Origin of the sequence: Haloterrigena turkmenica DSM 5511 (assembly GCF_000025325.1) — an archaeon.
Taxonomy (GTDB): Archaea; Halobacteriota; Halobacteria; order Halobacteriales; family Natrialbaceae; genus Haloterrigena; species Haloterrigena turkmenica.
In genome coordinates, this window is the sequence record NC_013743.1 from 83,514 (window position 1) to 106,061 (window position 22,548).

Genomic DNA, 22,548 nt, shown 5'->3' on the forward strand with positions numbered 1-22,548 from the left:
TCTCGCGCATGAAAGTACTGGTCACGGATCCGATCGCCGACGCGGGTCTGGACGTACTCAGAGACGCCGGCCACGAGGTCGAGACAGGCTACGAGCTCGAGGGCGAGGATCTCCTCGAGGCGGTATCGGACGCCAACGGCATGATCGTCCGCTCGGGAACCGAGGTCACCGCCGAGGTGCTCGAAGCCGCCGAGGAGCTCGCGATCGTCGGCCGCGCCGGCATCGGCGTCGACAACATCGACATCGACGCCGCCACCGACGAGGGCGTCATCGTCGCCAACGCGCCCGAGGGCAACGTCCGCGCGGCGTCCGAACACACCGTCGCGATGACGTTCGCGGCCGCCCGTTCGATCCCGCAGGCCCACATCCGCCTGAAGAACGGCGAGTGGGCGAAAGGTGACTACCTCGGGGCCGAACTCGACGGCAAGACGCTGGGCGTCGTCGGCCTCGGCCGCGTCGGCCAGGAGGTCGCCAAGAAGCTCGACTCGCTCGGCATGGACATCGTCGCTTTCGATCCCTACATCTCCGAGGAGCGCGCCGACCGACTCGGCGCCGAACTCGTCGACTTCGAGGACTGTCTCGCTCGGGCCGACTTCCTGACGATCCACACGCCGCTGACCCCCGAGACCGAGGGGATGATCGGCGAAGAGGAACTCGACCTCCTCGAGGGCGGCTACATCGTCAACGTCGGCCGCGGCGGCATCATTCAGGAGGACGCCCTCGCCGCGAAGGTCGAGGACGGCACCCTCGCCGGCGCCGCGCTCGACGTCTTCGCCGAGGAGCCGCTGTCGCCGGATTCGCCGCTGCTCGAGCACGACGAGATCATCGTCACGCCCCACCTCGGCGCCTCGACGGAGGCCGCCCAGGAGAACGTCGCGACCTCGACGGCCGACCAGGTCAACGCCGCGCTCGCCGGCGAACCCGTCGCGAACGCGCTGAACGCCCCTTCGATCGACGAGAGCGCGTTCCCGCGTCTGGAGCCCTACATCGACATCGCCGAGACCGCGGGCAAGATCGCGGCCCAGCTGCTCGAGGGTCGCATCGAGGACATCGAGGTCGTCTACGAGGGCGACATCGCCGACGAGGACGTCGAGTTCGTCACCGCGAGCGCCCTGAAGGGCGTCTTCGAACCCCTCGAGTGGCAGGTCAACGCCGTCAACGCGCCCCAGATCGCTGAGGACCGGGGCGTCGACGTCACCGAGTCCAAGACCCGACAGGCCGAGGACTTCCAGAGCCTGATCTCGGTGACCGTCAGCAACGACGACGACGAGGTGTCCGTCGACGGGACCCTCTTCGCCGGCGACGACCCGCGGATCGTCCGCGTCGACGGCTACCGCGTCGACGCCATCCCCCACGGGAAGATGGTCGTCACGCGCAACACCGACGAACCCGGCGTTATCGGCCTCATCGGCTCGGTCATGGGCGACCACGACGTCAACATCGCCGGCATGTTCAACGCCCGCGAGACCATCGGCGGCGAGGCGCTGACCGTCTACAACGTCGACAGCGAGATCCCCGACGGAGCCCGCGAGGAACTCGAGGCCGACGAGCGCATCATCGGCCTCAACTACATCACGCTGAACGGCCAGGCCTGAGCCGGTCGAACGGGAGTCGTCCGGTTCCCGACTCAGGACTTCGCGTCCGCCCTCGCAGGAAGCGTCTGGAGACAGTTCCGACAGTACGTGTAGTAGTGATCGTTTTTCGTTCCGCAGACGCGACAGGTGACCGGTTTCTCGATCCGTCTCTGTGAACTCATCGTCGGTGTTCGGCCCTCGAGGGTGATATCCGACGCGCTGACGTTTGCAAGCCCGTCCGCCGCGCCGACTCCCAACGATAGCGGTTGAGTCGGCGCCGTCCGACGACGTACTCACGCCCGCTGAGAGTTGGGATCACCGCTCAGCCCGTTCGACTGTCTCGGTCCCGGACCCGACCGGCGAGCAGTGCTCTCTTCCGTGTAGGGTGCTATTGTATCCCACCCTGTCGACGGTCGATATCGATTCACCGTCTCGAGACGTTCACGACCCGATGATTGTAATCGGATATGACGGGTAACATACATTTTTATGAGCCGGGATATTGCGCTTCTCGATATGAATCGTCGGAAATTCATCGCGGCGACAAGTGTCGGCGTCGGAATGGCTGGCTGTCTCACCGGAAACGGAACCGATGACGGTGACGACGGAACCGACGGCACGAACGACGCGAACATCGACGTGAACGACAGCGAGGAGGGAAGCCACTCGAGCGATCCCGGCACCGACGGGGACGGGAGCCAGAACGACAGCAACGAATCCTCGGCCGATTCGGAGCCCGATGAGTCCGACGACACCAACGAAACGGACGGCGAAGACGACGATGAGAACGAGACCGACGACCCGTCGGGGCAAACGACGTCGTTCGACTCCTGTACGCGAGCGACGGTGTCCGGATCGTTCGCGGACGGCGACGTCGCCTTCGCGAGCACGGGATTCTACGACGAGGACGGCCTCTTCGGCAACACGATAATCGAAGACGGCGTCGTCTTCGGTGACGCCGTCGACGCCCCCTTCTCGGGCACGGTCGTGTTCGAGATCGGCGACGGCGCGGGCGTCTCCGAGGGGAGCGACGAGATTGTCGTCACGGTCCCCGACTACGGCGGCGTCGGCACCGTGATCACGTCGCTGACGACCGAGCAGGCCGATTATGCCGCGGGCGCCCCGACGACGCCGAACCCACACGCCGAGGACTGTCTCAGCGAACTCGAGGCCGAGGCCGGCGGCGGTGACGATAACGGTGGCGACGGCGATAGCGACACCGGCGACGATGGCGACACCGACGGCGACGATAGCGAGAGTGACGGCGACGCCGGCGACGGCGCGGCGTCGTTCGCGGTCTCGATCCTTAACACCAACTCCCCGGTCGACGCGGGCGACTCCCTCGAGGGAACCGTGGAGGTCCGGAACACCGGCGGCGCCGCCGGCTCCGGCACCGTCGACCTCATCGTCGGTAACGATCCGACGACCGTCGAGTCGCGGTCGGTATCGCTCGAGGCCGGCGAACGGACGACGTTCACGATGGGCTACCAGACGCCGCCGGTCGCGTCCGATCAGGAGTTCCCAGTCCGCGCCGAGACGGCCGACGATTCGGACCAGCAGACGGTGCGCGTCCGCGGCGTCCAGTAACCGCGAGCGCGGTTCCGACCGATTCCCGCGGCGCGAGAATCCGCCCCGTCTCTGAACCCTCGCTCGAGCGTATCGGGACGTGATGCTCTCGACAGCAGGGTCGCCCGGCGGACGCCTCGTGCGCACGTCGCAGTTCGGCCGCTCGCAGCGGTCCGTTCCCCTCGAGTCTACCGCCGTCGTCCTCCAGTACGCCGCTCTCGAGCGGCCGGAGGCGAGGGCCGTGGCAAAAGACCTATCGCCGTGCCAACCAACCGCCCGTACATGGACGACGACGTTTCGGTCGACTTCGGCGAGGACGGGCTCGTCCCCGCCGTGGCACAGGACGCGGAGTCCGGCGAGGTGCTCATGCTCGCCTACGTCTCCCCCGAAGCTCTCGAGCGCACGCGCGAGACGGGACGGGCCCACTACTACTCGCGCAGCCGCGACGAGCTCTGGGAGAAGGGCGCGACGAGCGGCCACGTCCAGGAAATCGAGGAGGTACGCGTCGACTGCGACGCCGACACCTTGCTCTACCTGGTCGATCAGGAGGGCGGGGCCTGCCACACCGGCTACCGGTCGTGTTTCTACCGGACGATCGACGGCGAGAACGTCGGCGAGGAGGTCTACGACCCCGACGACGTCTACGGCGACGAGTAACCGATCATGAGTGAACGCGCCCACCGCGCCGGCGTCGATGCCGGCTCCGGTTCCGGCGCCGACGGACAGTCCCCGCTCGAGGCCCTCGAGGGTGCCCGCAGGCGGTTCGAGGAGGCCGACCGGCAGATTGCGGACGCGGGCGGCGACGCCGTCGCGGAGGCCGCTGAGGCCTACCGCGACGCGACGACGTTGCTCGAGGACTACGTCGACCGGGCGACGGGCACCGGTCGGGAGAACTTCAAGGCCTACGTCGAACTCGAAGGGCAGTTCGACTCGCTGGTCTCGGGACTACCCGACGATCTGAAGGGCCGCGAGGCGTTCGAGGAGGCCCTCGACGCGATCGACAAGCGCCGGCTCAGCGAGTCGGACTTCGAGCGCGCCCACGAGGCCCTCGAGCCGGCGGCCCGGTACGCCGAGTTGCTCGACGAACGCGAGGCCGCCCGCGAGGCGATCGCCGAGGCTCGAACCGCCGCCGCCAAGCGCCGGCGGGAACTCGGCGACGAAATCTCGGAGCGCGAACGACTGGTCGAACTGGGCGAGGCCGATCTTGAGGCGCCGGTTGAGGAGCTCCGCGAGCCGATCGAGGCCTACAACGAGGCGATCGAGACGGCCTTCGAGGAGTACCGCCTCGAGGCGTCGGCTCGCGAGGTGTTCGAACTGCTCGAGCGGAGTCGCTGGTACCCGTTCGTCGACTACGAACGGCCCCCCGACGACCTCGAGACCTACGTCCGCGAGGATCCGGCCGGCGAGTACACGCTCCCCGAACTCCTGGAGTACGCGAACTACTCGCGGTCGAAACTCGAGCACTACGTCTCGAGCGCGGACGAACTCAAGCGCCGGGTGGCGACCCAGCAGACGTTCCTCGACGGGATCGACGCCGAGCCGCTGACGATCCCGTGGCCGCCGGGCGAGGCGGGCGCGCTCCGCCACCGGGTCCGCGAGTGTCGCCCGTTCGTCGAGCGCGTCGCCGACGAGGACGCCGTCGCGAAACTGCGGTCGATCCGGCGACTCACGACCGATCCCGATTTCGAGTACGACCGACTCCAGACCGCGGCGCAGGCGGTCGCACGGCTTTCGGCCGACGAGCGCGAGCGGCTGGCCGACGGCCGGGTCGCCGACGAACTCGAGTCGTTGCGCCGCGAGCGCGAGCGGCTGGAGGAGGCGCTCGAGGTCGAGGACCCGATCTGAGCGCGATCTGCGTGCCGGTTTCTGCGGACTCTCCTTCGAGGCCACGAGTGAAGTCCCCGTCCGTCGTACGATCGGTATGACCAGACAGCTGCTCGTTCCGATGGACGACTCCGAGACGGCCCGCGCGGCCCTCGAGCACGCGCTGTCGGTGTTTCCGAACGACGAGGTGACGGTAGTGCATGTCGTCGACGAACTCGAGGCGGGATACGGCGGCCGACCGCCGATGACCGACAGCGGCGGAACCGACGCGGACGAACCGAATTTTTTCGCGGACGTACGTGAAATCGCCGCCGAGCACGACCGGCGCGTCGAGACGGCCGTCGTCGAGGGCACGTCGGCCGAGGCGATCCTCGAGTACGTCGACGCCAACGACGTCGATGGGATCGTGATGGGCAGCGAGGGGCGGTCGGGCGTCTCCCGAATGCTGCTGGGCAGCGTCGCCGAGGCCGTCACGCGGCAGGCGTCGGTGCCGGTGACGATCGTCCCCTAGGCGGATCGGATTCGATTCCCCGTCCAGCGACCCCCGTCCAGCGTCGTTCCAGTCGGAAAACCGAACGTTCGTCCGCTGTCGATCGACGGCGACCTCGAGAATCGGCCGTTTATCGAATCGCGGGTGTTTTTCCGTCGAAGACGTAAGGACGAGCCATGGACGACCGGCTGGGGACGACGCTCCACACAGGACTCCTGCTCTCGACGACCGCGGTGCTGGCGTGGCTCTCCGGCTTCCCGATGTTGTTCCCGAGTCTCGGTCCCTCCGCGTTCGTGCTCGCGCTGTTCCAGGACAGCGACGCGACGTCCCCGCGGCGCGTGATCGGTGGCCACGCGATCGGCGTCGTCGCCGGCTTGCTCGCCTACCACTCCTTCGGCGTCACGCTATCGATCACGGCCGCGACCGATCCCGGCTCGCTCGCGGGGCTCAGACTCGTTTCCAGCGGCGTCGTCGCGACGATGCTGACCGCGGGCGGCATGCTCTGGACCGAGACCCGCCACCCGCCGGCCTGCGCGACCACGCTGATCGTCTCGCTCGGCCTGCTCTCGACTCCCCTCGAGGGGGCGCTGATCGTCGTCACCGTCGTCGTGCTCGTCGTCGCTCACGAACTCCTGCTGGCGACCGAGCGGGTCGGCGCGCGGTACGGGGACCGGCTCCGATCGTAGGCCGGCAGGGGCCGGCCCCGGTTCCAAGCCGACGGCGCTCGCGCGACCGCGGTATTGATACGCCGTCGATACGTTCTCGATATCGAACACGATGCAGGCGGCTGCCATGGGTGAACGGCCGGACGTAATCGAATCGCGAGCGGTCGGTTCGACGCGCGGAGGTGTCCGACGGTGGACGCGCTGACGACGCTGCTCCTGCTCGGTCTCGCCGCAGCGAGCGCCACTGTCCTCGCGATGGCGCTCGAGGCCCGCGGGCTCCTCCCGCCGTGGGTCAGCGTCTGGGGGCCGGTCGTGACTTTCGAGACGGAAAACGGGCTCGGCGCGCTCGATCGGCTGGCCCGTCCGCGCTATCGGCGTTTCTGGCGGCGGTGGAGCGACGTCGGCACCGCCATCTCGCTGCTGTTGCTCGTCGCGATGACTGCCGTCGTCCTGTTCGCCGCCTACGTCGCGCTGACGCGGGAGGCTGCCACGCAGGTGAATCAGCCGCGAAACGCGCTGGCGATCCCGGGGGTCAACGACTTCCTGCCGCTGGCGGCGACGCCGGCGATCCTCGTCGGCCTCGCCGCCGCCGTCGTCGTCCACGAGTTCAGCCACGGCCTGCTCGCTCGCGTCGAGGACGTCGCCGTGGAGTCGGCCGGCCTGATCTTCCTCGCCCTCGTCCCCTTCGGCGCGTTCGTCGGCATCGACGAGGACGACGAGGCCGCCGCTTCGACGGCCGCCCGCAACCGGATCTACGTCGCGGGGATCGCGAACAACCTCGCGGTGGCGCTGATCGCGTTCCTCGCGCTGTTCCTGCTGGTCTCTACCTCGATCGCCGCCGTCTCCGGCGTCGCCGTCGGCGGCGTCTACGCCGGGACGCCGGCGGATCAGGCCGGCCTCGAGCGCGGCGACGTCGTCACCGCCGTCGACGGTCGGGCGGTCGAGGACGCCGACGACCTGCGGACGGCCCTCGACGCGACCGACGAGCGCGTCGAACTGACGGTCGCGGGCGGCCGCGACGACGCCAGGACCGTCACACTCGAGCGATCGGTCGTCGTTACCAGCACGCTCGAGGGGGATGCGGCGAGTGCCGACGGCGGCGAGCGGAGCGATAGCGGGACCGACGGCGGCGACGGAAACGCGACCACCCTCGAGCCCGGCGAGACGATCACGGCGGTCGACGGAACCCGGGTCGACACCGAACGCGAGTTCCGCGCGGCCCTCGAGAACCGCACGGTCGCGACGCTCGAGACGGAGGACAGCTCGACGACGATCATCGCCGGCGCGGCCGTCGCCGCGATCGACGTCGACGGGCCGCTCGCGACCGCCGGCGCCCCCGACCCGGACGGCGATCCGCGAACGCTCGTCATCACGCGCCTCGAGGGCGAGCGAATCGTCGATAGCGACGACCTCCTCGAGACGCTCGCGGAGGTCTCTCCCGGCGAGACCGTCGCGCTCGAGGCCGTCGTCGACGACGAACGCCGCGAGTATGAGGTGACGCTCGGCGACCGGAACGGCGAGGCGGTTCTCGGGATCACCACGGTGCCGGGAACGAGCGGGACGACGGTGACTGACCTCGGCGTCGATCCGCATCCGAGCGCCCAACACCTCGGCATCCTCCGGGGTCAGCCGGTCGCGGACGGGCTCGGATCGTCACCTCTCGAGCGCGGGTTCGCCGTCTTCGCCCTCCCCTTCGCCGGGCTGATCGCCGGTTTCTCGACGGCGAACTTCGGCGGCTTCGTCGGGTCGATCGCGGACTTCTACGCCGTGACGGGGCCGCTCTCGGTCCTCGGCGGCAGCGTCTTCGTCGCGGCGAACGTCCTCTTCTGGACGTGGTGGCTCAGCCTGCTGGTAGGCGTCTTCAACTGCATCCCCTGCTACCCGCTCGACGGGGGCAAGCTCCTCCGAACGACCGTCGAGGCCGCCGGCTCGAGGACGGGACTCGAGCGGCCTGATCGGTCGGCGACCGCGGCGATGGTCGCCGCCAGCGCGGTCGTCGTGGTCGCGATCCTGCTGGTGCTCTCGAGTCCGTTCCTCGGATGAGTTGCCGAATCCTCTGAGTCGAGTGGTTCGGCTGAATCGTCCCGTATTTGGAGCGATACAGATGAACGTACGCAGATCACTCGTGCTGGCAACGGGGAGTTGCCACGCCCTCCCCAGCCGATTCACTCACTCCTTCAGTCGTTCGTTCATCCACTGTCAGAGCACGCTCTGACAAGCCTTCGCTCACACGTTCGCGAAGACCTCGCGCAGAATCGTCGATCGCCCCTCGAGTCGCTCGGTCACGATCGACAGCGCACGCCACCGCATGTAGGATCGGATGCAGACGAAAGGGGAGACTGCGACTGATTGCCAGTCGATCGACTCAGACCTCGGCCTTCGCCTCGGTCAGCGTCTCGAACATCTCGTCGGCCAGTTCGTCGGCGCGCTCTCTGTTGCGGGCCTCGGCGTAGACTCGGACGAGCGGTTCGGTGCCGGAGGGGCGGGCGAGCACCCACGCGTCGCCGTAATCCAGCCGGTAGCCGTCCCGAGTGTTGAGTTCGGCGTCGGCCGACTGGGCGTGGTTGGCCGCGGCGTCTAGCATCGCGTCGCGCTCGGCCGTCGACTCGTAGGCGACGTTGTGGCGGACGTTGGCGTAGCCGCCGTAGGGGGCGACGATCTCGCTGACCGGTCGCTCGGCGACGAGCTCGAGGAAGCGAGCCGCGGTGAAGGCGCCGTCCCGCGAGAGACGGAAGTCGGGGAAGAAGATCCCCCCGTTGCCCTCGCCCGCGATCGGGACGCGCTCGCCGTTCGCCTCGAGTTCCTCGATTCGGGTGATGATGTTCGTCGACCCGATCGGCGTCAGCTCGAGGTCGGCGCCGACCTCGGTGACGACGTCGACGAGCCGCTGGGAGACGTTGACCGCCGAGACGGTGGTGTCGCCGGCCTCGAGTTCGGCTGCGGCGAGGGCGGCGAGGGTGGCGTCGCCCTCGACGTACTCGCCGGTCTCGTCGAAGAAGATGGCGCGGTCGGCGTCGCCGTCGTGGGCGATGCCGACGTCGGCGTCGGTGGCCCGGACCAACTCCCCGAGGTCCTCGAGGTTGTCCGGGACGGGTTCGGGGTCTCGGCCGGGGAAGTGGCCGTCGGGCTGGCCGTTGACGGTGACGACGCGACAACCGAGTTCGCGGAGGAATTCGGGGCTGGTGAGCGCGCCGGCGCCGTGGCCGGGATCGAGCGCGACCGTCAGCTCGGCGTCGGAGATGGTCTCGTAGTCGGCCGCCGCGAGCAGTTCGTCGATGTACGACGCCCGCACGCCGTCGACTTCCCGGACGCGGCCGGTCTCGTCCCACGAGGCGACGTCGAACGCTTCGGCGAGCAGCACGTTCTCGATCTCCTCTAAGTCCGTGATCGCGAGCTCGATCCCGTCGCTGCCGACGAGTTTGACGCCGTTGTACTGGGGCGGGTTGTGCGAGGCCGTGATCACCATGACGGGGATCCTCTCCCGCTCGGCGTAGGCCTGTGCACCCGGCGTGGGCAGGATTCCCAGCCGATCGACGTCCGTCCCCGTGCTCGCGAGTCCGCTCGCGGCCGCGTCGGCCAGCATCCGCCCGGTGTATCGCGTGTCGCGCGCGAGACCGACCCGGTCGACCCCCCACGCCGTCCCGGCCGCTTTCGCGACGCGCAGGACGAACGCCGGCGTCAGCTCTTCGTTGGCGACGCCGCGCGTTCCGCTCGATCCGAACACTTGCATCACGCGCTAGTCGTATGGGTCCCCTCAAAGGGGTTCCGGAGCAGACGGAACGCTTTCGGCGCGCGGCCCCGACCGTGGACGTATGCATTCCATCGAGGAAAAGCGCGTCTACGGCGACCGCGAAGGGGCCCTCGAGGCCTACGTCGCCAGTTCGATTGGCGTCGTTCGCGTCCGCGTCGCCGACGACACCGTTGGAGAGTTCGGCCTCTGTGACCGCTGTACGGCCCGCGACATCGCGGCGACCGACGGCGTCGTCGCGATCGCGACCGACGAGGACGTCCGCCTGCTCGACCTCGAGCGCGGCGACGACGCTGACGACGCGACGGTCGTCGACAGCGGGTTCGGTCCCGCCGTCGCCGTCGGCGCCGACAACTCCGGGCTGGTCGCCGCCGGTCCCGACGGCGGCGTCGCCCGCCTCGAGTCGCCCTCGGTCGGCCTCGGCGACGCCGGGAGCGCCCGCGAGTGGACGCCCCTCGAGAGCGACGGCGTCGCGGCGGTGCGGGCGATCGACGGCGACCTCGTCGGGACCGAAAGCGGCGTCTACCGCGTCCACGAGGGCTGCCTCGACCACGCCGGCCTCTCGGACGTACGGGACGTCTCCGCGGCTGGCGTTCCGCTGGCCGCGACCGAAGACGGCCTTTACAAACTCGGCAACGGCTGGATGCAGGCCCTCGAGGGAGCGTTCGAGACCGTCGCCGCGGACCCGCGAAGCGAACGCGGGCAGTTGACTCGCGCCCACGCGGTCGGCGGCGACGCCGTCTACGCCTACGACGCCGACGACGAGTCCTGGACCGAGTACGATCGCTCGAGCGCGCCGATCGTCGGGATCGGCTACGGACGCACCGTCTACGCCGTCACCGAACGAGGGACCTTCCTCTCGGCGACGCCCGACGACGAGGCCAACCGATGGCGGTCCCAAACGATCGGCGTCAGCGGCGTGACGGGACTCGCCGTGCCCGGCGGCGAGTAACGGTTCAGGTACATACTGAATCGGTGATCACGGGTCGGTCGTCTGACGGACATTTATCTGTATTGGATACTTTCCACTTCGAATATGAGTGGGATTCAACGCCGCCGACTCCTCGCCGCGACCGGTGTCGGCCTGACAGGTGCGATCGCCGGCTGTCTGGGGAGCGACGAAACCGACGGCGCGAACGGCGACGAGAACGGGGACGAAGACGGTAACGAAAACGAGACCGAAACCGAAGACGACGAGATCGCCGAGTCGGTCTCCGGCACCATCGTCGTCGACAACCTCGACGACGCGTCTCACACGTTCGACATCCTCATCGAATACGACGGCCAGATTCAACACTGGGAGACCAGATCTCCCGGTGCCGACGAGACGCTCTCCTTCGACCACAGCTGGTCGGTCGACCGAGAGCAGTTCCGCGTGACCGCCCGGCTCAACGGGGGCGAGCCGGTGAACATCACCCCGTCGAACTGGAACGAGTCGTCCTGTCTCAGCATTTTCGTCCGCATCACCGACGGCGAGACTATGACATACTCGAGCAACACCGATCCCGGCCACTGCGAGAGCACGACGGACGACGAATCCGAGTAGCCGGCTGCGCCGTCTCCCGCCGCGGTCGGTCGTCGACGCGTCGAACGAGAGAACGAAAACGGGTTTACCCCCCGCGCTCTCCCCTCGAGTATGACTACGATCGTCAGCGGGTCGGCCTCTCAGACGCTGGCCGCCTCCCTCGCGGACGAACTCGAGGTATCACTCGCCGCCGTCGAGTACGACCGGTTCCCGGACGGCGAACTGCTCGCGGCCGCTCCCGACTTCGACGACGACAGAGCGATTATCGTCGGCTCGACGGTCTCGAGCGACGCCCACCTCGAACTGCTCCAGCTCCAGGACGCCGTCCGCGAGGCCGGCGCCGAGGACGTCGTCACCGTCCTGCCGTACATGGGCTACGCCCGCCAGGACGAGGCCTTCGAGGCGGGCCATCCCGTCTCCGCCCGCGCGGTCGCCCGTTCGATTTCGACCGGAACGGACCGCGTGCTGACCGTCAACCCCCACGAGACGGCGATCTGCGAGTTCTTCGAGCCGACGGCGACGGCCGTCGACGCGGCGGGCCGGCTGGCCGATCCGCTGCCTGCCGACCTCGCGGACCCCGTCTTCCTCTCGCCCGATGCGGGCGCGATCGACCTCGCCGAAACGGTTCGAGACGCCTATGGCGACGGCGAGACGGACTACTTCAAGAAGACCCGCCACTCCGGCACCGAGGTCGAGATCTCCCCCAGCGACGTCGACGTGGCCGGCCGCGACGTCGTCGTGACTGACGACATCATCGCGACGGGATCGACCATGAGCGAGGCCGTCGGCGTCCTTCGGGACCGCGACGTCGGGCGCGTCTTCGTCACCTGCGTCCACCCGCTGCTGGCGCGCAACGCGGTGACGAAACTCCGCCGCGCGGGCGTCGAGACGATCTACGGCACCGATACGATCGAGCGAGAAGTGAGCGCCGTCTCGGTCGCACCGGCGATCGCTGACGAACTGTAACCGACCCGCCGACACCGCGCCGCCACGGTTTTGCGCTGCTGGTCCGTCGATTCGAGCGTCCGTTCTCGAGACGACTGTCCGACCGTACCAGAGACAACCGACGCTCAGTGGCGCCGCCGACCGACCGTCGAGATCGCGACCGCGAGTCCGAGCGCGACGGCCGCGGCCGCGACACCGAAGCCGGGCATCGATTCGACCGTCGATTTGATTCCGCCGACGGAGACCGTCGCCGTCCGCTCGCCGGCGCTGATCTCGTAGTCGCCGGCGTCGTCGAACGTCAGTTCGGCCGCGACGCTCCCGGTCTCGCCCGGCGCGAGCGCGATCGGCTCACCGTGTTCGGTCCCCGACGCGGTCCGGAACGCGAGGCGTCCGGCCGCGGGGAGGGAGTCGGCGGTCGCGACCGATGCGGTCGCCGTCACCGTCTCGCCGGGGTCGACGCCGGCGGGTTCGACCCGCAGGTCGGTGACGGTCAGGCTCGGCGTCGACCGAACGTAGACGGTCAGCCGGTCGCCTCCGACGCGAACGTCGTAGATTCCCGGCTTCGCCGGCGTCCACACGAGCGTCGCCGTCGCCCTCTCGCCGGCCTCAAGGACTCGCCGTTCGGTCGCGACGACGTCGCCGTCGACCTGCAGGGTCGCGTCGGCGGTTCCCGCGCGGTCGTCGACGTTCTCGAGCGCGACCGGTACGGTGACGCGCTCGCGGGCCGGCACCGCCAGCACGTCCCCGGCGCCGATTTCGGTAGCGGGCCCCGAGAGCGCCGCGCGATCCCAGCGCTCCCACTCCCGGCCGTCGACCGTGACGGGTTCGTCGCCGAGTCCCGACGTGGTCGCGGTGCGAGACTGCCCGAACGTCGCCTGGTGTTCGTAGTAGCTCCACATCTCGGGCGTCGACGTCGTGTGCGCGTACCGCTCGGCGCTCGCTCGCAGTTCGTTCCCGCCCGCCGCCTCGAGCGCCGCCAGGACGTCGGCCGCCGTCACCCGCTCGTCCTGCGCGTTCAGCGTTCGGACGATATCCTCGAGGCGCCGATCGCCGTCGGTCGCCTCCCGTAACTGGCGGTCGAGTTCGCCGTAGACGAGCGCGCCCTTCGTGTAGTCGGTCCGCTCGTGGCCCCACGTCTCCGGTTCGGCGAGGACGCCGTCGGCGTATGGCGACCGCTCGCCGCGCTCGACGTGATCGCGGAACTCGCTGAACGAGATCAGCCCCTGCTCGTAGGCGAGCGAGGCGGCGTGGTACTCGGCTCCGCCCTCGACGAGCCACTCGGCGTCAGACCCGACCTCGCCGTTGGCGAAGCGCTGGTGGACGTGGACGTACTCGTGGAGCCAGACGTTCGACGCCTCGGAGAGCGGCGCGTCGGCGCGGACCCACGCGTCGGCCGCGCCGTACTGAAGGCCCCGCGAGCCCCAGTCGGCGTCGCTCGGAACCGCGGCCACGAACACCTCCTCGTCGCTCGGCGCGATCGAGAGCCTATCGCTCGCGTCGCCGAGCGCCTCGAGGATGTCGTCGGGGTCCTCGTGGAGGTCGGCGGCCTCGGGGACGACCAGTCTGATGGTCTCGCCGTTTTCGGTCCGCTCGTACTCGGTCACCGGTCCGAAGACGGCGATATCGCCCCCGGTCGCTCCCGGTCCGTCGACGGTCACCGTCTCCTCGATTCCGATGCTGACGTCGGCCTCCCGCCGGTAGGAGACGCTGACGCCCGGCACGGGAACGACGCCCCACTCGCCGGTATCGACGAAGCTGTAGCCGCTCCGGCTCGAGTCGACGCGAGCGCCGGTTCCCGTCCGGTCGGCGGGGAGCCGGACCCGGATCGACGGCGCCTCGCCGTCACCGGTCCACCGGTAGGTCCCCTCGTCGGTCGCCTCGAATCCGTCGGTCGACTGAACCTCGGCCTCGTCCTCGAGATCGACCGTCAGGCTGCTCATCGGCTCCGGGATATCGAACGTGAACTCGGCCTCGTACACGTCCGGCCGGTCGGGCAGGTGCCGGAGTTCGATCGTCCGGTGGAGGATATCGTCCGCCTCGGCCATCGCGGCCGCCTCGGCGTCGGTCTTCGTTGCGGCGCTCGATTCGGCGGTAGCAGTTGATACAGCAGTCGACTCGAGCGCCCCGGCGCTACCGGCCGCCGGATCGCTCGCTGTCGGACTCCCGCCGGCGCCGGCGATGCCGGCCGGAACGGTTCCGAGTAGTACCAGCACGATGACGAGAACGACGGCTCGAGATGTCACTACCTACGGCTGGTAAATCAGCCACCATGACTTTTGTGGCAGAGATACTGTCAGCAGAAAATGAATGATACCATTGAAAGAACACGCCGCGGAATCGCGGTGCAAACAGTCGTCCGGTGAGTGGTCACGTTTCGATTGATGCGTTTCGTCTGTTACCGTCTGCATCTCGCTCGATGACGGTGATCGTTCGAACCGCCTCCGTTATTGCTATCGTGGCCTCGTACCTGTCAGCACTCATCGCCTCATCGCACGACCCCCCGAGAGCCACTTTGTTCGTCGTCTGCTCACGGGCGCGAAGCACCCGTTCGCACGATTCGCGGGACTTCCAGTCCCGTGCTATTCGCTTCCGAGGACGTCACGTTCGCTTAGCCCTCGAGATGCTCAGCGGTACCTAATCCGATGCCTCGGCGGCCGCCAGCGGCTCGACCGCGATCTCGACACCCACCTTTTTCCGTTCGGGTCGCTCACGGTGTTCGCGACCACTCACGCAAACATCTGGACCAAAAAGCGCAGATCGTTCGGCTCCGCCTCACGACCTGCGAACCGTCTCAGTCCGTTCGACGGACGCTAATCCGACGCTTCGGCCGCTGCCAGCGGCTCGACCCCGATTTCCATCGTCACGTCCTCGACCTCCCACTCCTTGCGGTGGCCGTCGTCGATCTCGCCGATCTCGTCGGCGCGGACCTCCTCGCGGATCAGGTCCTCGCGCTCGGCGACGAGGTCGGCGACGCGGTCGTCGTCGATCTCCAGATCCAGGGCGATCCGTTCCTCGACGTCGAGATCGAGGTCCTTGCGCATCTCCTGGACGCGGCGGATGACCTCGCGGGCGTAGCCCTCGCTCTCGATGTCGTCGGTCAGCGAGGCGTCGACGTAGGCGACGCCGCGATCGTCGCCGTTCAGTCCGAACGCGGTGCCGGCGATGCCGTCGGGCGTCTGGGTGACGAACGAGACCATCTCGTCGGTGATCTCCTCGCCCTCCTCGAGCACGTCTGCAACGGCCTCTTCGATCGCCTCGAGGCTCGGCTCGTCGATGCGGGCCTCGTTGAGCGCGTTCATGACCTGCCCGGCGCGGTCGCCGAAAGCCGGTCCGAGTTCGCTCATGTCGGCCTCGGCGCTGTACTGCAGTTCTTCCCAGCGGTCCTCCGCGGAGACGAGCTCGATCTCGCGGGCGTTGAGTCGGTCCTCGAGCAGCGGCGTGTGGCGCTCGACGGCCTCGACGACGCGGTCGTCGTCAGCAGCCACGACGACCCGCGGGACGGGCCAGCGCAGCTTGCGGCCGGCCTGCTGGCGGGCGTTCGCGCCGGCCTCTTCGATCGCGCGGAGGATGGCGACGTCGTCCTCGAGCTGTTCGTCCTGCCAGTACTCGTCGACCTCGGGCCAGTCCTCCATGTGGACGGTGTCGAACCCGTCGTCGCCGGTCAGCGTCCCGTAGATTTCCTCGCTGATGAACGGCGCGTACGGCGCGAGCAGGGCGACGCTCTCCCGGAGGACCTGATAGATCGTCGCGTAGGCGGCCCGCTTCGAGCCGCTGTCCTCCTCGGCCCACATGCGCTCGCGGACGGCCTGCACGTAGAATCGCGAGACGTCCTCGACGACGAACTCGATCAGGGCGTCGAGCGCGCGGTCCTGCCGGCGGTCCTCGAAGGCCTCGGTCATCTCGGCCTTCGTGGACTGGAGGCGGGCGAGCACCCATTCGTCGATGAGTTCGAGGTCCGAATCGACGTCCTCGAGAGTGGTTGCGGTGGGATCGAACTCGTCTAAGCGCATGTAGGGCAGCGGGAACCGGAAGACGTTCCACAGCGTCCGGAGGTGGTTCTCCATCGTCTGCATCCCGTCCCAGTCGAAGCGCATGTCCTCGCCCTGCGGGTTGTTCGACAGGAGGAACATGCGCATGACGTCGCGGCCGTGGCGGTCGATGGCCTCGTGGGGGTCGATCAGGATGTCCTTGGACTTGGACATCGCGCGGCCGTCGGGCATCAGCGCGTGGCCGTGCATCAGCACCTCCTGATACGGGCTCTCGCCGAGCGCGGCGGTGCTCATCCCCAGCTGGGACCAGAACCAGCCCCGCGTCTGGTCGTGGGCCTCGAGGATGAAGTCGGCGGGCCAGAGCTCGTCGAAGCGGCTGTCGTCTTCGGGGTAGTTCAGCGTGCCCCAGGAGGCGACCGAGGAGTCGAGCCAGACGTCGAAGACGTCGGGGACGCGCGTGTAGGTGGTCCCGTCCTCGGTGATGGTGAGGTCGTCGACCGTGTCCTTGTGGAGGTCGACGTCCTCGGGGTCGACGTCCTGATCGACCCGATCGGCGAGTTCCTCGCGGTCGCCGATGACGATCATGTCCTCGTCATCATCTCGGTCCTCGGGCGTCCAAACGGGCAGCGGGATGCCCCAGTAGCGCTGGCGGGAGACGTTCCAGTCGGGGGCCTCCTCGACGAAGTCCCGGAAACGGTTGTCGCGGGCCCACTCGGGGTGCCACTCGCTGTCCTCGATGTTGTCCAGCAGTTCGTCCTTGACGTCGGTGATCGTGATGAACCACTGGTCGGTGACGATCTGGAGGATCCCCGTGTCACAGCGCCAGCAGTGGCCGTAACTGTGGTGGACGGTACCCGAGGCGAGCAGCGCGCCGTTGTCCTCGAGGTCGTCGGTGATCTCCGGATCGGCGTCCTTGACGAACTGGCCCTCGTACGTGCCGGCCTCCTCGGTGTAGACGCCGTCGCTGCCGACGGGACAGAAGATCGGGAAGCCGAGTTCGCGGCCGCGCTCGAAGTCCACTTCACCGTGGCCGGGCGCGGAGTGGACGAGCCCCGTGCCGTCGCCGTCGGTGTCGACGTAGTCGGCGGCGTAGACCTCGAGCGCCCCCTCGACGTCGACGTGGTCGGGTACCTCCTCGGCGAGCGGGTGCTCGTAGGACCAGCCGATCAGCTCCTCGCCGGAGCGCTCCTCGACGACCTCGTAGTCGTCGTAGCGGCCCTCTCGGAGGACCTCCTCGTGTTTCGCGTCAGCGACGTACAGCAGTTCCTCCTCGCCGTCCTTCTCGGCCCGGACGCCGACGTAGTCGCCTTCGGGGTCAACGGCGACGAACGTGTTCGCCGGAACCGTCCACGGCGTGGTCGTCCAGATGACGATCTTGCCCTCGCGGTCCTCGAGGTCGAACTTGACGTAGATCGAGGGGTCCTCGACGTCCTCGTACTCGACCTCGTTGTTCGCGATCGCGGTCTCGCAGCGCGGACACTGGGAGATCGAGCGGTGGCCCTTCTCGACTAACCCGCGGTCGGCGGCCTTCGAAAAGCCCCACCAGGCGGCCTCCATGTACTCCGGTTCGACCGTCCGGTAGGGGTCGTCCCAGTCCATCCAGACGCCGAAGTCTTGGAAGTCCTCCTGGAGCCCCTCGAGTTGCTCGTCGGCGTAGTCCTTACACTCCTGGATGAAGTTCTCCTCGCCGAACTCCTCGATGTCCTTCTTGTTCTCGAAGCCGAGTCGCTCCTCGACGCGGGTCTCGATGGGCAGGCCGTGCATGTCGTAGCCCGGCCGGTCGGTGACGTCGTACCCCTGCATCCGCAGGAACCGCAGGTAGACGTCCTTCAGCGACTTGTTCCAGGTCGTTCCCATGTGCGCCGACCCAGACGTGTACGGCGGCCCGTCGACGAAGAAGAACGACTCGCCGTCGGATCGGTGCTCGACCGTCTGCTCGTAGGCGTCGACGTCGTCCCAGTAGTCGAAGATCCGCCCCTCGAGTTCGTGCGGATCGTACTGGTCGTCGACCTCGCCGAATCTGCTCATACGGGTGCAATCTCACTCCGAGAGTAAAGGGGAATCGGTCCTGCTGGCGGCCGTGTGGCTCGGTTGGAGACCGTCGGTCCGTTGAAAAACAGCTACTCTGTTACTCTGCGACGCCGAACAACCGCGCGAGCACTTTCTGGTAGCCGAGGCCGTAGACGCCGGCGTAGAGCATGACGCAGCCGATCGCCGCGAGCCAGAACGCGACCGTCGTCTCGCCCGCGCCGACGTGTTGCATGCTCGCGTACTCGGCGGCGAAGCCGCCGATCGTCAGGACGCCCGCGGCGATCGTGTAGGCCACCAGCGGGAGCAGTTCTGCGAGGAGTTCCGGAATTGCCGTTCCCATTACCTACCGAGAACCGCTGCGGGTAGGTAAATCTGTCTGCTCGCGGGGGACGAGAATCCGCGGAATCCGAGCGACATAACCCGACGCCGGCCTACGTGACGCACGTGTCTCCCTCCCCTTCCGACACCAACGCGGATCCGGCCTATCCGACCGAGCGAAACGTCATCGAACCCGGCTGCGAGCGCTGTCCGGCGCTCGCCGAGCACCGCGAGTGCATCTCGTGGGGGACCGGCCCGCTCGAGGCCAGCGTGCTGGTCGTCGGCGAGGCGCCTGGTCCAGGCAATCCCGACGCCGACCGCTGGAAGGGCGGTAACTGGACCGGCAAGGCATACACCTCCCGTCACTCCGGCCGGCGCATCCGCCGGATGCTCGAGCGGGTCGGCTACGGTGACGACGCCTACTACACGAACGCGGTGAAATGTTTTCCAGCCGATCCGGCGGATCCGACGAGTAATCGGGAGCCGACGCCCGAAGAGCGAACGAACTGCCGCGGCCACCTGCTGACCGAGATCGAGACGGTCGATCCCGACGTCGTCCTCGCGACCGGGAAACACGCCACGACGAGCGTCCTCGCGGCCGAGGACCACACCCTCGAGGGCTTCATCGACGCCGTCCTCGAGCCCGTGGACTGCGAGCGACTCGAAACGACGCTCCTGCCGATCCTGCATCCGTCGTACCAGGACGTCTGGATCGGCCGGCTGGGATACGAACCCGACGAGTACCTCGCGGCGATCGGCGAGGCGCTCGAGGAACTGTGTGGTCAGGTCGGCGAGTAACGCCCCGACCGCGGTCTCGCATCGCTACCGGAGACGTCGACCAGTCATCGCCCGCTACCGAGACGCCGAACGGCCGTCGCCTCGCTACGACCGCTGTGATTCGGCGCTCGCTCGGAGCGAAGCGGGTGCGACGTCCCACCGATCCGCGGTCACGCCGTCGACGCCGGCCTCGCGCAGCGCGCGGACGTCGTCGGTCGTCCGCGCGGCCTTCCACGCGATGACGTCGAACCCGCGATCGCGGGCGGCGGACACGACGTCGGTTTCGACGCAGAGGTCGTAGTGCGGGAAGACGTGCGTACAGTCGAGTTCGATCGCTCGCGAGAGATTCTCCTCGGGTTCGTCGCCGAAGAGCAGTCCGTTCGGGACGTCCAGATAGTTCGTCTCGATCTCGGCCAGCGCCTCGGGGAGAAACGACGAGATTCGGACGTCGGCTCCGGCCGTCATCGCCGACTGCAACGTTTCGGAGGCGATCCCCCGTTCTTTCAGCTCGAGTTGCAGGGTGACGTCGTCCGGGACGGCCCGCAGGACCGTCTCGAGGCGGGGAATCGATTCGCCCGACTCGAGGACGGTCAGGTCACGGAGTTCGGTCCACGGCGTCTCCGCGACCCGGCCGGACGCGCCGGTGACGCGCTCGAGGGTTTCGTCGTGAAATACCACCAGTTCACCCGAACCGCACCGCCGAACGTCGATCTCGACCGCGGGGAGCCGACGAGCGGCTTCGCGAATTGCGAGACGGGTGTTTTCCGGAAACTGATCCGCACAGCCGCGATGGCCGATTATCTCCATCTATCCGGGTCCCGGCACCCACCGACAATCAACATTTTGGTTCCGCTGTGACATTCCGGACAATCGTCCAGAATGTATCGAACGCTGACCGGCGTGGCGACGAATCGCGGCGCGGGGTCGTCTCGCGGGCTCGCGACCGGCGCCGGACTTCCGCCGCGTTCGGTCGCCGATCAGACGCGGCGGTGGCGGTCACGCACACCGAATTCGGTCGGAGGCGAGCCACGCTCGCAGTCGGTCGAGGTCGGTTGGTCGATTGAGCTCCACGTGTCGCTCGGCCGGGATCAACAGCGGCCGCGTCGGCGTCCGCGGGTAGACGCAGGGGTACCAGTCCTCGAGCCGTTCGCGCAGGATTCGCATCGCGGCCGTTCGGTGCTCGCGGCTCACGACGCCGAAACCGGCGTGCTGGTGGCCCTCGATGAGTCCGTACGCCGAGACGCGTCCCGTCTCGTCCCACCGAATCGCCGTCTCCGTGCTCTGGAGCCCCGGAACGCACCCGACGAGGTTGAGACGGCCGCCGAGGGCCCCGAACTGTCCGGACAGCCGCCCGAGCACCCGCTCGTCGAGGAGGACGTCGCCGTTCATTACCAGCAGATCGTCGTCGATGCGCTCGAGCGCGAGGAGCAGCGACGCGGCGTTCTCGTACCGGTCCCATCCCTCGAGGACGATCGGGTCGACGGGATCGTACCGCTCGAGAACGGTCTCGTGACGGTATCCCAGCACGACGCACGTCCCGTCCACGTACGGCTCGAGCAGATCGCGCTGTCGATCGTACAGCGTCCGGCCGTCGAACTCGAGGAAGGCCTTCGGAACGTCGTCCGTGTAGGGTCGCATCCGCCGGCCCCGTCCCGCGGCGAGGATCACGCCGCGCATCGCAGCACCTCGCTGGCGGCGCGTTCGCCGGCCCGGCCGTCCATCGGAATTCCGAGCTCCTCGAGCCACGACTCGCGACGGCGCGCGACGGGTGCGGGCTCCCCGTTGCGGTAGAGGTCGTCGACCAGCGCGAGATCGAGCGCGTCCGTCGTGACGCCGATCTCCGGAACCGTGCGGTCCGGCGCGTCGATGTCCGTCAGCTGGACGAGCGGCCGTCCGGTGTGGAGCCACTCGGCGATCGACCCCGAGTAGTCCGAGACGAGGATGTCGGACCGCCGCATGCTCTCGGTCGGCGTCACGGTCTCGTCGAAGACGACGTTCGGTAGCTCGGCGATTCGGGCCCTGCACTCGCGCGTGACGGCCAGCCCCGGGCCCTCGCGTCTGTCGGTCGGGTGGGGCCGAAAGAGCAGTTCGTACTCGGTATCGGCGACGCACTCGACGACCGAACGGGCGGTGTTCGCGTACGCGCCGCGACCGACCATGTAGTTCGTCGGCGCGTACAGCACCCGGCGCTCGCGGGGCGGCGGCGCGTCGACCAGCGCGTCGGCTTCCGGGAGGCCGACGACGGCCACGGTCACGTCGGGCGGCGCGGCGGCCCGATAGGCCCTGGCCCACCGCTCGCCGGGCGCGAGGGCGGCGGCGACGTGCTCGAGCATCGTCCTCGCCGTGACGTCGATCTCCCCGCGACCGATCGACGCGCCGTGTCGCACGTGAACGAGCGGGTACTCCTCGTAAAACGAGAACCGCTCGATCCCGAACCGATGGTTGTAGACGACGACGGACGGATCGATCGCTCGCACGTTCTCGTCGACCGCGCCGGGGTCTCGGACCTCGATCTCCGCGATCCGGTCGCTACAGCCGCGCGCGTCCGCTCTGACCGGGACGAACGCCGATTCGACGTCCACGTGCCGGTCGATCGCCTCGAACGTCTTCCGCATGAACGGTCGCTCGATGGCGTACAGCACCGCTACCATCTCGCAGTCACCCGTGCACCCGTCTCGAGCGGTAGCGTCTCGGTCTGCGTGCTGACACAGTGGCTCCGTTCGGTCGCCGTGCGAATGATACCCACGAATAGGGTGATCAAAGTATTAATACTTGCAGCTTGCCGCCGCTATGTAGGTATACTGTCCACTTACGACGAACTTTTTGATCCGACTGTCGTAAATTCGAGACTGTCCGCTGTATGCGCCAAGTCGAACGCGGTCTCGTGGCTCGTCGGTCAATTGTCGCCGAAAAACCGCCGGCGGTGGTGTGTCTGGGTGCGTGACGTGGTGGATGCCGACGGTCGTGCGGTCGGCCCGGTGTGACCAGTGTGACGGTGTCGGTCCGGTACAGGCGTGCGATGGAGCACGAGGTTCCCATCAGCGCGATGCGACAGCCCCTGCTGGGCACTCCCACCGAGGCGGTGTGGTATATTGA

The 22,548-nt window shown here is 68.1% G+C and carries 19 protein-coding genes; 11 read left to right on the forward strand and 8 right to left on the reverse strand.

Features of this window, described 5'->3' with window-relative positions:
• Positions 1 to 8 precede the first annotated feature (8 nt).
• Entirely contained in the window at positions 9 to 1,595 is a 1,587-nt protein-coding gene (gene serA / locus HTUR_RS00385; RefSeq protein WP_012941311.1) for a phosphoglycerate dehydrogenase, read from the forward strand.
• 32 nt (positions 1,596 to 1,627) lie between these two features.
• On the opposite strand, the gene HTUR_RS28385 is transcribed toward serA, so the two are convergent.
• Positions 1,628 to 1,756 carry a DUF7577 domain-containing protein gene (locus tag HTUR_RS28385; RefSeq protein ID WP_264183077.1) on the reverse strand — a complete coding sequence of 43 codons (129 nt, stop codon included), beginning with the start codon at positions 1,754 to 1,756 and terminating at the stop codon, positions 1,628 to 1,630.
• Positions 1,757 to 2,090: 334 nt separating this feature from the next.
• Here HTUR_RS28385 and HTUR_RS00395 point away from each other — a divergent pair, with 334 nt between their 5' ends.
• The 6 genes from HTUR_RS00395 (at position 2,091) to HTUR_RS00420 (ending at position 8,162) form a co-directional block, all read left to right on the forward strand.
• Positions 2,091 to 3,161 (forward strand): hypothetical protein, encoded by a 1,071-nt coding sequence (locus HTUR_RS00395; RefSeq protein ID WP_081443447.1) that lies wholly within the window; start codon positions 2,091 to 2,093, stop codon positions 3,159 to 3,161.
• Positions 3,162 to 3,422: 261 nt separating this feature from the next.
• Positions 3,423 to 3,797 (forward strand): phosphoribosyl-AMP cyclohydrolase, encoded by a 375-nt coding sequence (gene hisI, locus HTUR_RS00400; protein ID WP_012941313.1) that lies wholly within the window; start codon positions 3,423 to 3,425, stop codon positions 3,795 to 3,797.
• Positions 3,798 to 3,803: 6 nt separating this feature from the next.
• Positions 3,804 to 4,985, forward strand: coding sequence for a DUF7118 family protein (locus HTUR_RS00405; RefSeq protein ID WP_012941314.1), 1,182 nt, complete (start codon positions 3,804 to 3,806; stop codon positions 4,983 to 4,985).
• A 76-nt stretch (positions 4,986 to 5,061) separates the two neighbouring features.
• Positions 5,062 to 5,475, forward strand: a complete 414-nt coding sequence (locus HTUR_RS00410) for a universal stress protein (RefSeq protein ID WP_012941315.1) — start codon at positions 5,062 to 5,064, stop codon at positions 5,473 to 5,475.
• A 155-nt stretch (positions 5,476 to 5,630) separates the two neighbouring features.
• Entirely contained in the window at positions 5,631 to 6,140 is a 510-nt protein-coding gene (locus HTUR_RS00415) for an HPP family protein (RefSeq protein WP_008893172.1), read from the forward strand.
• A gap of 171 nt (positions 6,141 to 6,311) precedes the next feature.
• Entirely contained in the window at positions 6,312 to 8,162 is a 1,851-nt protein-coding gene (locus tag HTUR_RS00420; protein WP_012941316.1) for a site-2 protease family protein, read from the forward strand.
• A gap of 322 nt (positions 8,163 to 8,484) precedes the next feature.
• Here the strand turns inward: HTUR_RS00420 and glmM are convergent, their stop codons facing one another.
• Positions 8,485 to 9,849: a phosphoglucosamine mutase gene (glmM, locus tag HTUR_RS00425; RefSeq protein ID WP_012941317.1), complete on the reverse strand. Its 1,365-nt coding sequence runs from the start codon at positions 9,847 to 9,849 to the stop codon at positions 8,485 to 8,487.
• 82 nt (positions 9,850 to 9,931) lie between these two features.
• On the opposite strand from glmM, the gene HTUR_RS00430 reads away from it, so the two are divergent.
• The 3 genes from HTUR_RS00430 (at position 9,932) to HTUR_RS00440 (ending at position 12,358) form a co-directional block, all read left to right on the forward strand.
• Complete coding sequence (locus HTUR_RS00430; protein WP_012941318.1) at positions 9,932 to 10,819, forward strand: HVO_0234 family beta-propeller protein; 888 nt, start codon at positions 9,932 to 9,934, stop codon at positions 10,817 to 10,819.
• An 84-nt stretch (positions 10,820 to 10,903) separates the two neighbouring features.
• Positions 10,904 to 11,413 carry a hypothetical protein gene (locus HTUR_RS00435; protein WP_012941319.1) on the forward strand — a complete coding sequence of 170 codons (510 nt, stop codon included), beginning with the start codon at positions 10,904 to 10,906 and terminating at the stop codon, positions 11,411 to 11,413.
• Between the two features lie 90 nt (positions 11,414 to 11,503).
• Positions 11,504 to 12,358 carry a ribose-phosphate diphosphokinase gene (locus HTUR_RS00440; RefSeq protein WP_012941320.1) on the forward strand — a complete coding sequence of 285 codons (855 nt, stop codon included), beginning with the start codon at positions 11,504 to 11,506 and terminating at the stop codon, positions 12,356 to 12,358.
• Positions 12,359 to 12,462: 104 nt separating this feature from the next.
• Here HTUR_RS00440 and HTUR_RS00445 read toward each other — a convergent pair whose 3' ends face one another.
• From HTUR_RS00445 to HTUR_RS00455, 3 genes are all read right to left on the reverse strand, one after another.
• The gene (locus tag HTUR_RS00445; RefSeq protein ID WP_049941553.1) at positions 12,463 to 14,580 is read right to left on the reverse strand and encodes a hypothetical protein; all 2,118 of its coding nucleotides are present in this window, start codon (positions 14,578 to 14,580) and stop codon (positions 12,463 to 12,465) included.
• 567 nt (positions 14,581 to 15,147) lie between these two features.
• Positions 15,148 to 18,354, reverse strand: a complete 3,207-nt coding sequence (gene ileS / locus HTUR_RS00450) for an isoleucine--tRNA ligase (RefSeq protein WP_012941322.1) — start codon at positions 18,352 to 18,354, stop codon at positions 15,148 to 15,150.
• A gap of 100 nt (positions 18,355 to 18,454) precedes the next feature.
• On the reverse strand, positions 18,455 to 18,697 hold the full coding sequence (locus HTUR_RS00455; protein ID WP_012941323.1) for a hypothetical protein: 243 nt from the start codon (positions 18,695 to 18,697) through the stop codon (positions 18,455 to 18,457).
• Between the two features lie 95 nt (positions 18,698 to 18,792).
• On the opposite strand from HTUR_RS00455, the gene HTUR_RS00460 reads away from it, so the two are divergent.
• The gene (locus tag HTUR_RS00460; RefSeq protein ID WP_012941324.1) at positions 18,793 to 19,473 is read left to right on the forward strand and encodes a uracil-DNA glycosylase; all 681 of its coding nucleotides are present in this window, start codon (positions 18,793 to 18,795) and stop codon (positions 19,471 to 19,473) included.
• 84 nt (positions 19,474 to 19,557) lie between these two features.
• Here the strand turns inward: HTUR_RS00460 and HTUR_RS00465 are convergent, their stop codons facing one another.
• The 3 genes from HTUR_RS00465 to HTUR_RS00475 form a co-directional block, all read right to left on the reverse strand.
• A complete protein-coding gene (locus HTUR_RS00465) occupies positions 19,558 to 20,259 on the reverse strand; it encodes a glycerophosphodiester phosphodiesterase (protein ID WP_012941325.1) in 702 nt (233 codons plus the stop codon).
• A 189-nt stretch (positions 20,260 to 20,448) separates the two neighbouring features.
• Positions 20,449 to 21,129 (reverse strand): NTP transferase domain-containing protein, encoded by a 681-nt coding sequence (locus tag HTUR_RS00470; protein ID WP_012941326.1) that lies wholly within the window; start codon positions 21,127 to 21,129, stop codon positions 20,449 to 20,451.
• Positions 21,117 to 22,103, reverse strand: a complete 987-nt coding sequence (locus tag HTUR_RS00475; protein WP_012941327.1) for a hypothetical protein — start codon at positions 22,101 to 22,103, stop codon at positions 21,117 to 21,119. Before HTUR_RS00475 ends, HTUR_RS00470 begins: the two co-directional genes overlap by 13 nt.
• Positions 22,104 to 22,548: the final 445 nt, after the last annotated feature.

What these genes read in the sequence shown, in the direction of transcription:
- HTUR_RS00430 (WP_012941318.1), top strand. Translation starts at nt 9,932, where the DNA reads ATGCATTCCATCGAGGAAAAGCGCGTCTACGGCGACCGCGAAGGGGCC.
- HTUR_RS00395 (WP_081443447.1), top strand. Translation starts at nt 2,091, where the DNA reads ATGAATCGTCGGAAATTCATCGCGGCGACAAGTGTCGGCGTCGGAATG.
- serA (WP_012941311.1), top strand. Translation starts at nt 9, where the DNA reads ATGAAAGTACTGGTCACGGATCCGATCGCCGACGCGGGTCTGGACGTA.
- HTUR_RS28385 (WP_264183077.1), bottom strand. Translation starts at nt 1,756, where the DNA reads ATGAGTTCACAGAGACGGATCGAGAAACCGGTCACCTGTCGCGTCTGC.
- HTUR_RS00475 (WP_012941327.1), bottom strand. Translation starts at nt 22,103, where the DNA reads ATGGTAGCGGTGCTGTACGCCATCGAGCGACCGTTCATGCGGAAGACG.
- HTUR_RS00435 (WP_012941319.1), top strand. Translation starts at nt 10,904, where the DNA reads ATGAGTGGGATTCAACGCCGCCGACTCCTCGCCGCGACCGGTGTCGGC.
- HTUR_RS00415 (WP_008893172.1), top strand. Translation starts at nt 5,631, where the DNA reads ATGGACGACCGGCTGGGGACGACGCTCCACACAGGACTCCTGCTCTCG.
- glmM (WP_012941317.1), bottom strand. Translation starts at nt 9,849, where the DNA reads ATGCAAGTGTTCGGATCGAGCGGAACGCGCGGCGTCGCCAACGAAGAG.
- HTUR_RS00465 (WP_012941325.1), bottom strand. Translation starts at nt 20,259, where the DNA reads ATGGAGATAATCGGCCATCGCGGCTGTGCGGATCAGTTTCCGGAAAAC.
- HTUR_RS00440 (WP_012941320.1), top strand. Translation starts at nt 11,504, where the DNA reads ATGACTACGATCGTCAGCGGGTCGGCCTCTCAGACGCTGGCCGCCTCC.
- ileS (WP_012941322.1), bottom strand. Translation starts at nt 18,354, where the DNA reads ATGAGCAGATTCGGCGAGGTCGACGACCAGTACGATCCGCACGAACTC.
- HTUR_RS00470 (WP_012941326.1), bottom strand. Translation starts at nt 21,129, where the DNA reads ATGCGCGGCGTGATCCTCGCCGCGGGACGGGGCCGGCGGATGCGACCC.
- hisI (WP_012941313.1), top strand. Translation starts at nt 3,423, where the DNA reads ATGGACGACGACGTTTCGGTCGACTTCGGCGAGGACGGGCTCGTCCCC.
- HTUR_RS00405 (WP_012941314.1), top strand. Translation starts at nt 3,804, where the DNA reads ATGAGTGAACGCGCCCACCGCGCCGGCGTCGATGCCGGCTCCGGTTCC.
- HTUR_RS00410 (WP_012941315.1), top strand. Translation starts at nt 5,062, where the DNA reads ATGACCAGACAGCTGCTCGTTCCGATGGACGACTCCGAGACGGCCCGC.
- HTUR_RS00455 (WP_012941323.1), bottom strand. Translation starts at nt 18,697, where the DNA reads ATGGGAACGGCAATTCCGGAACTCCTCGCAGAACTGCTCCCGCTGGTG.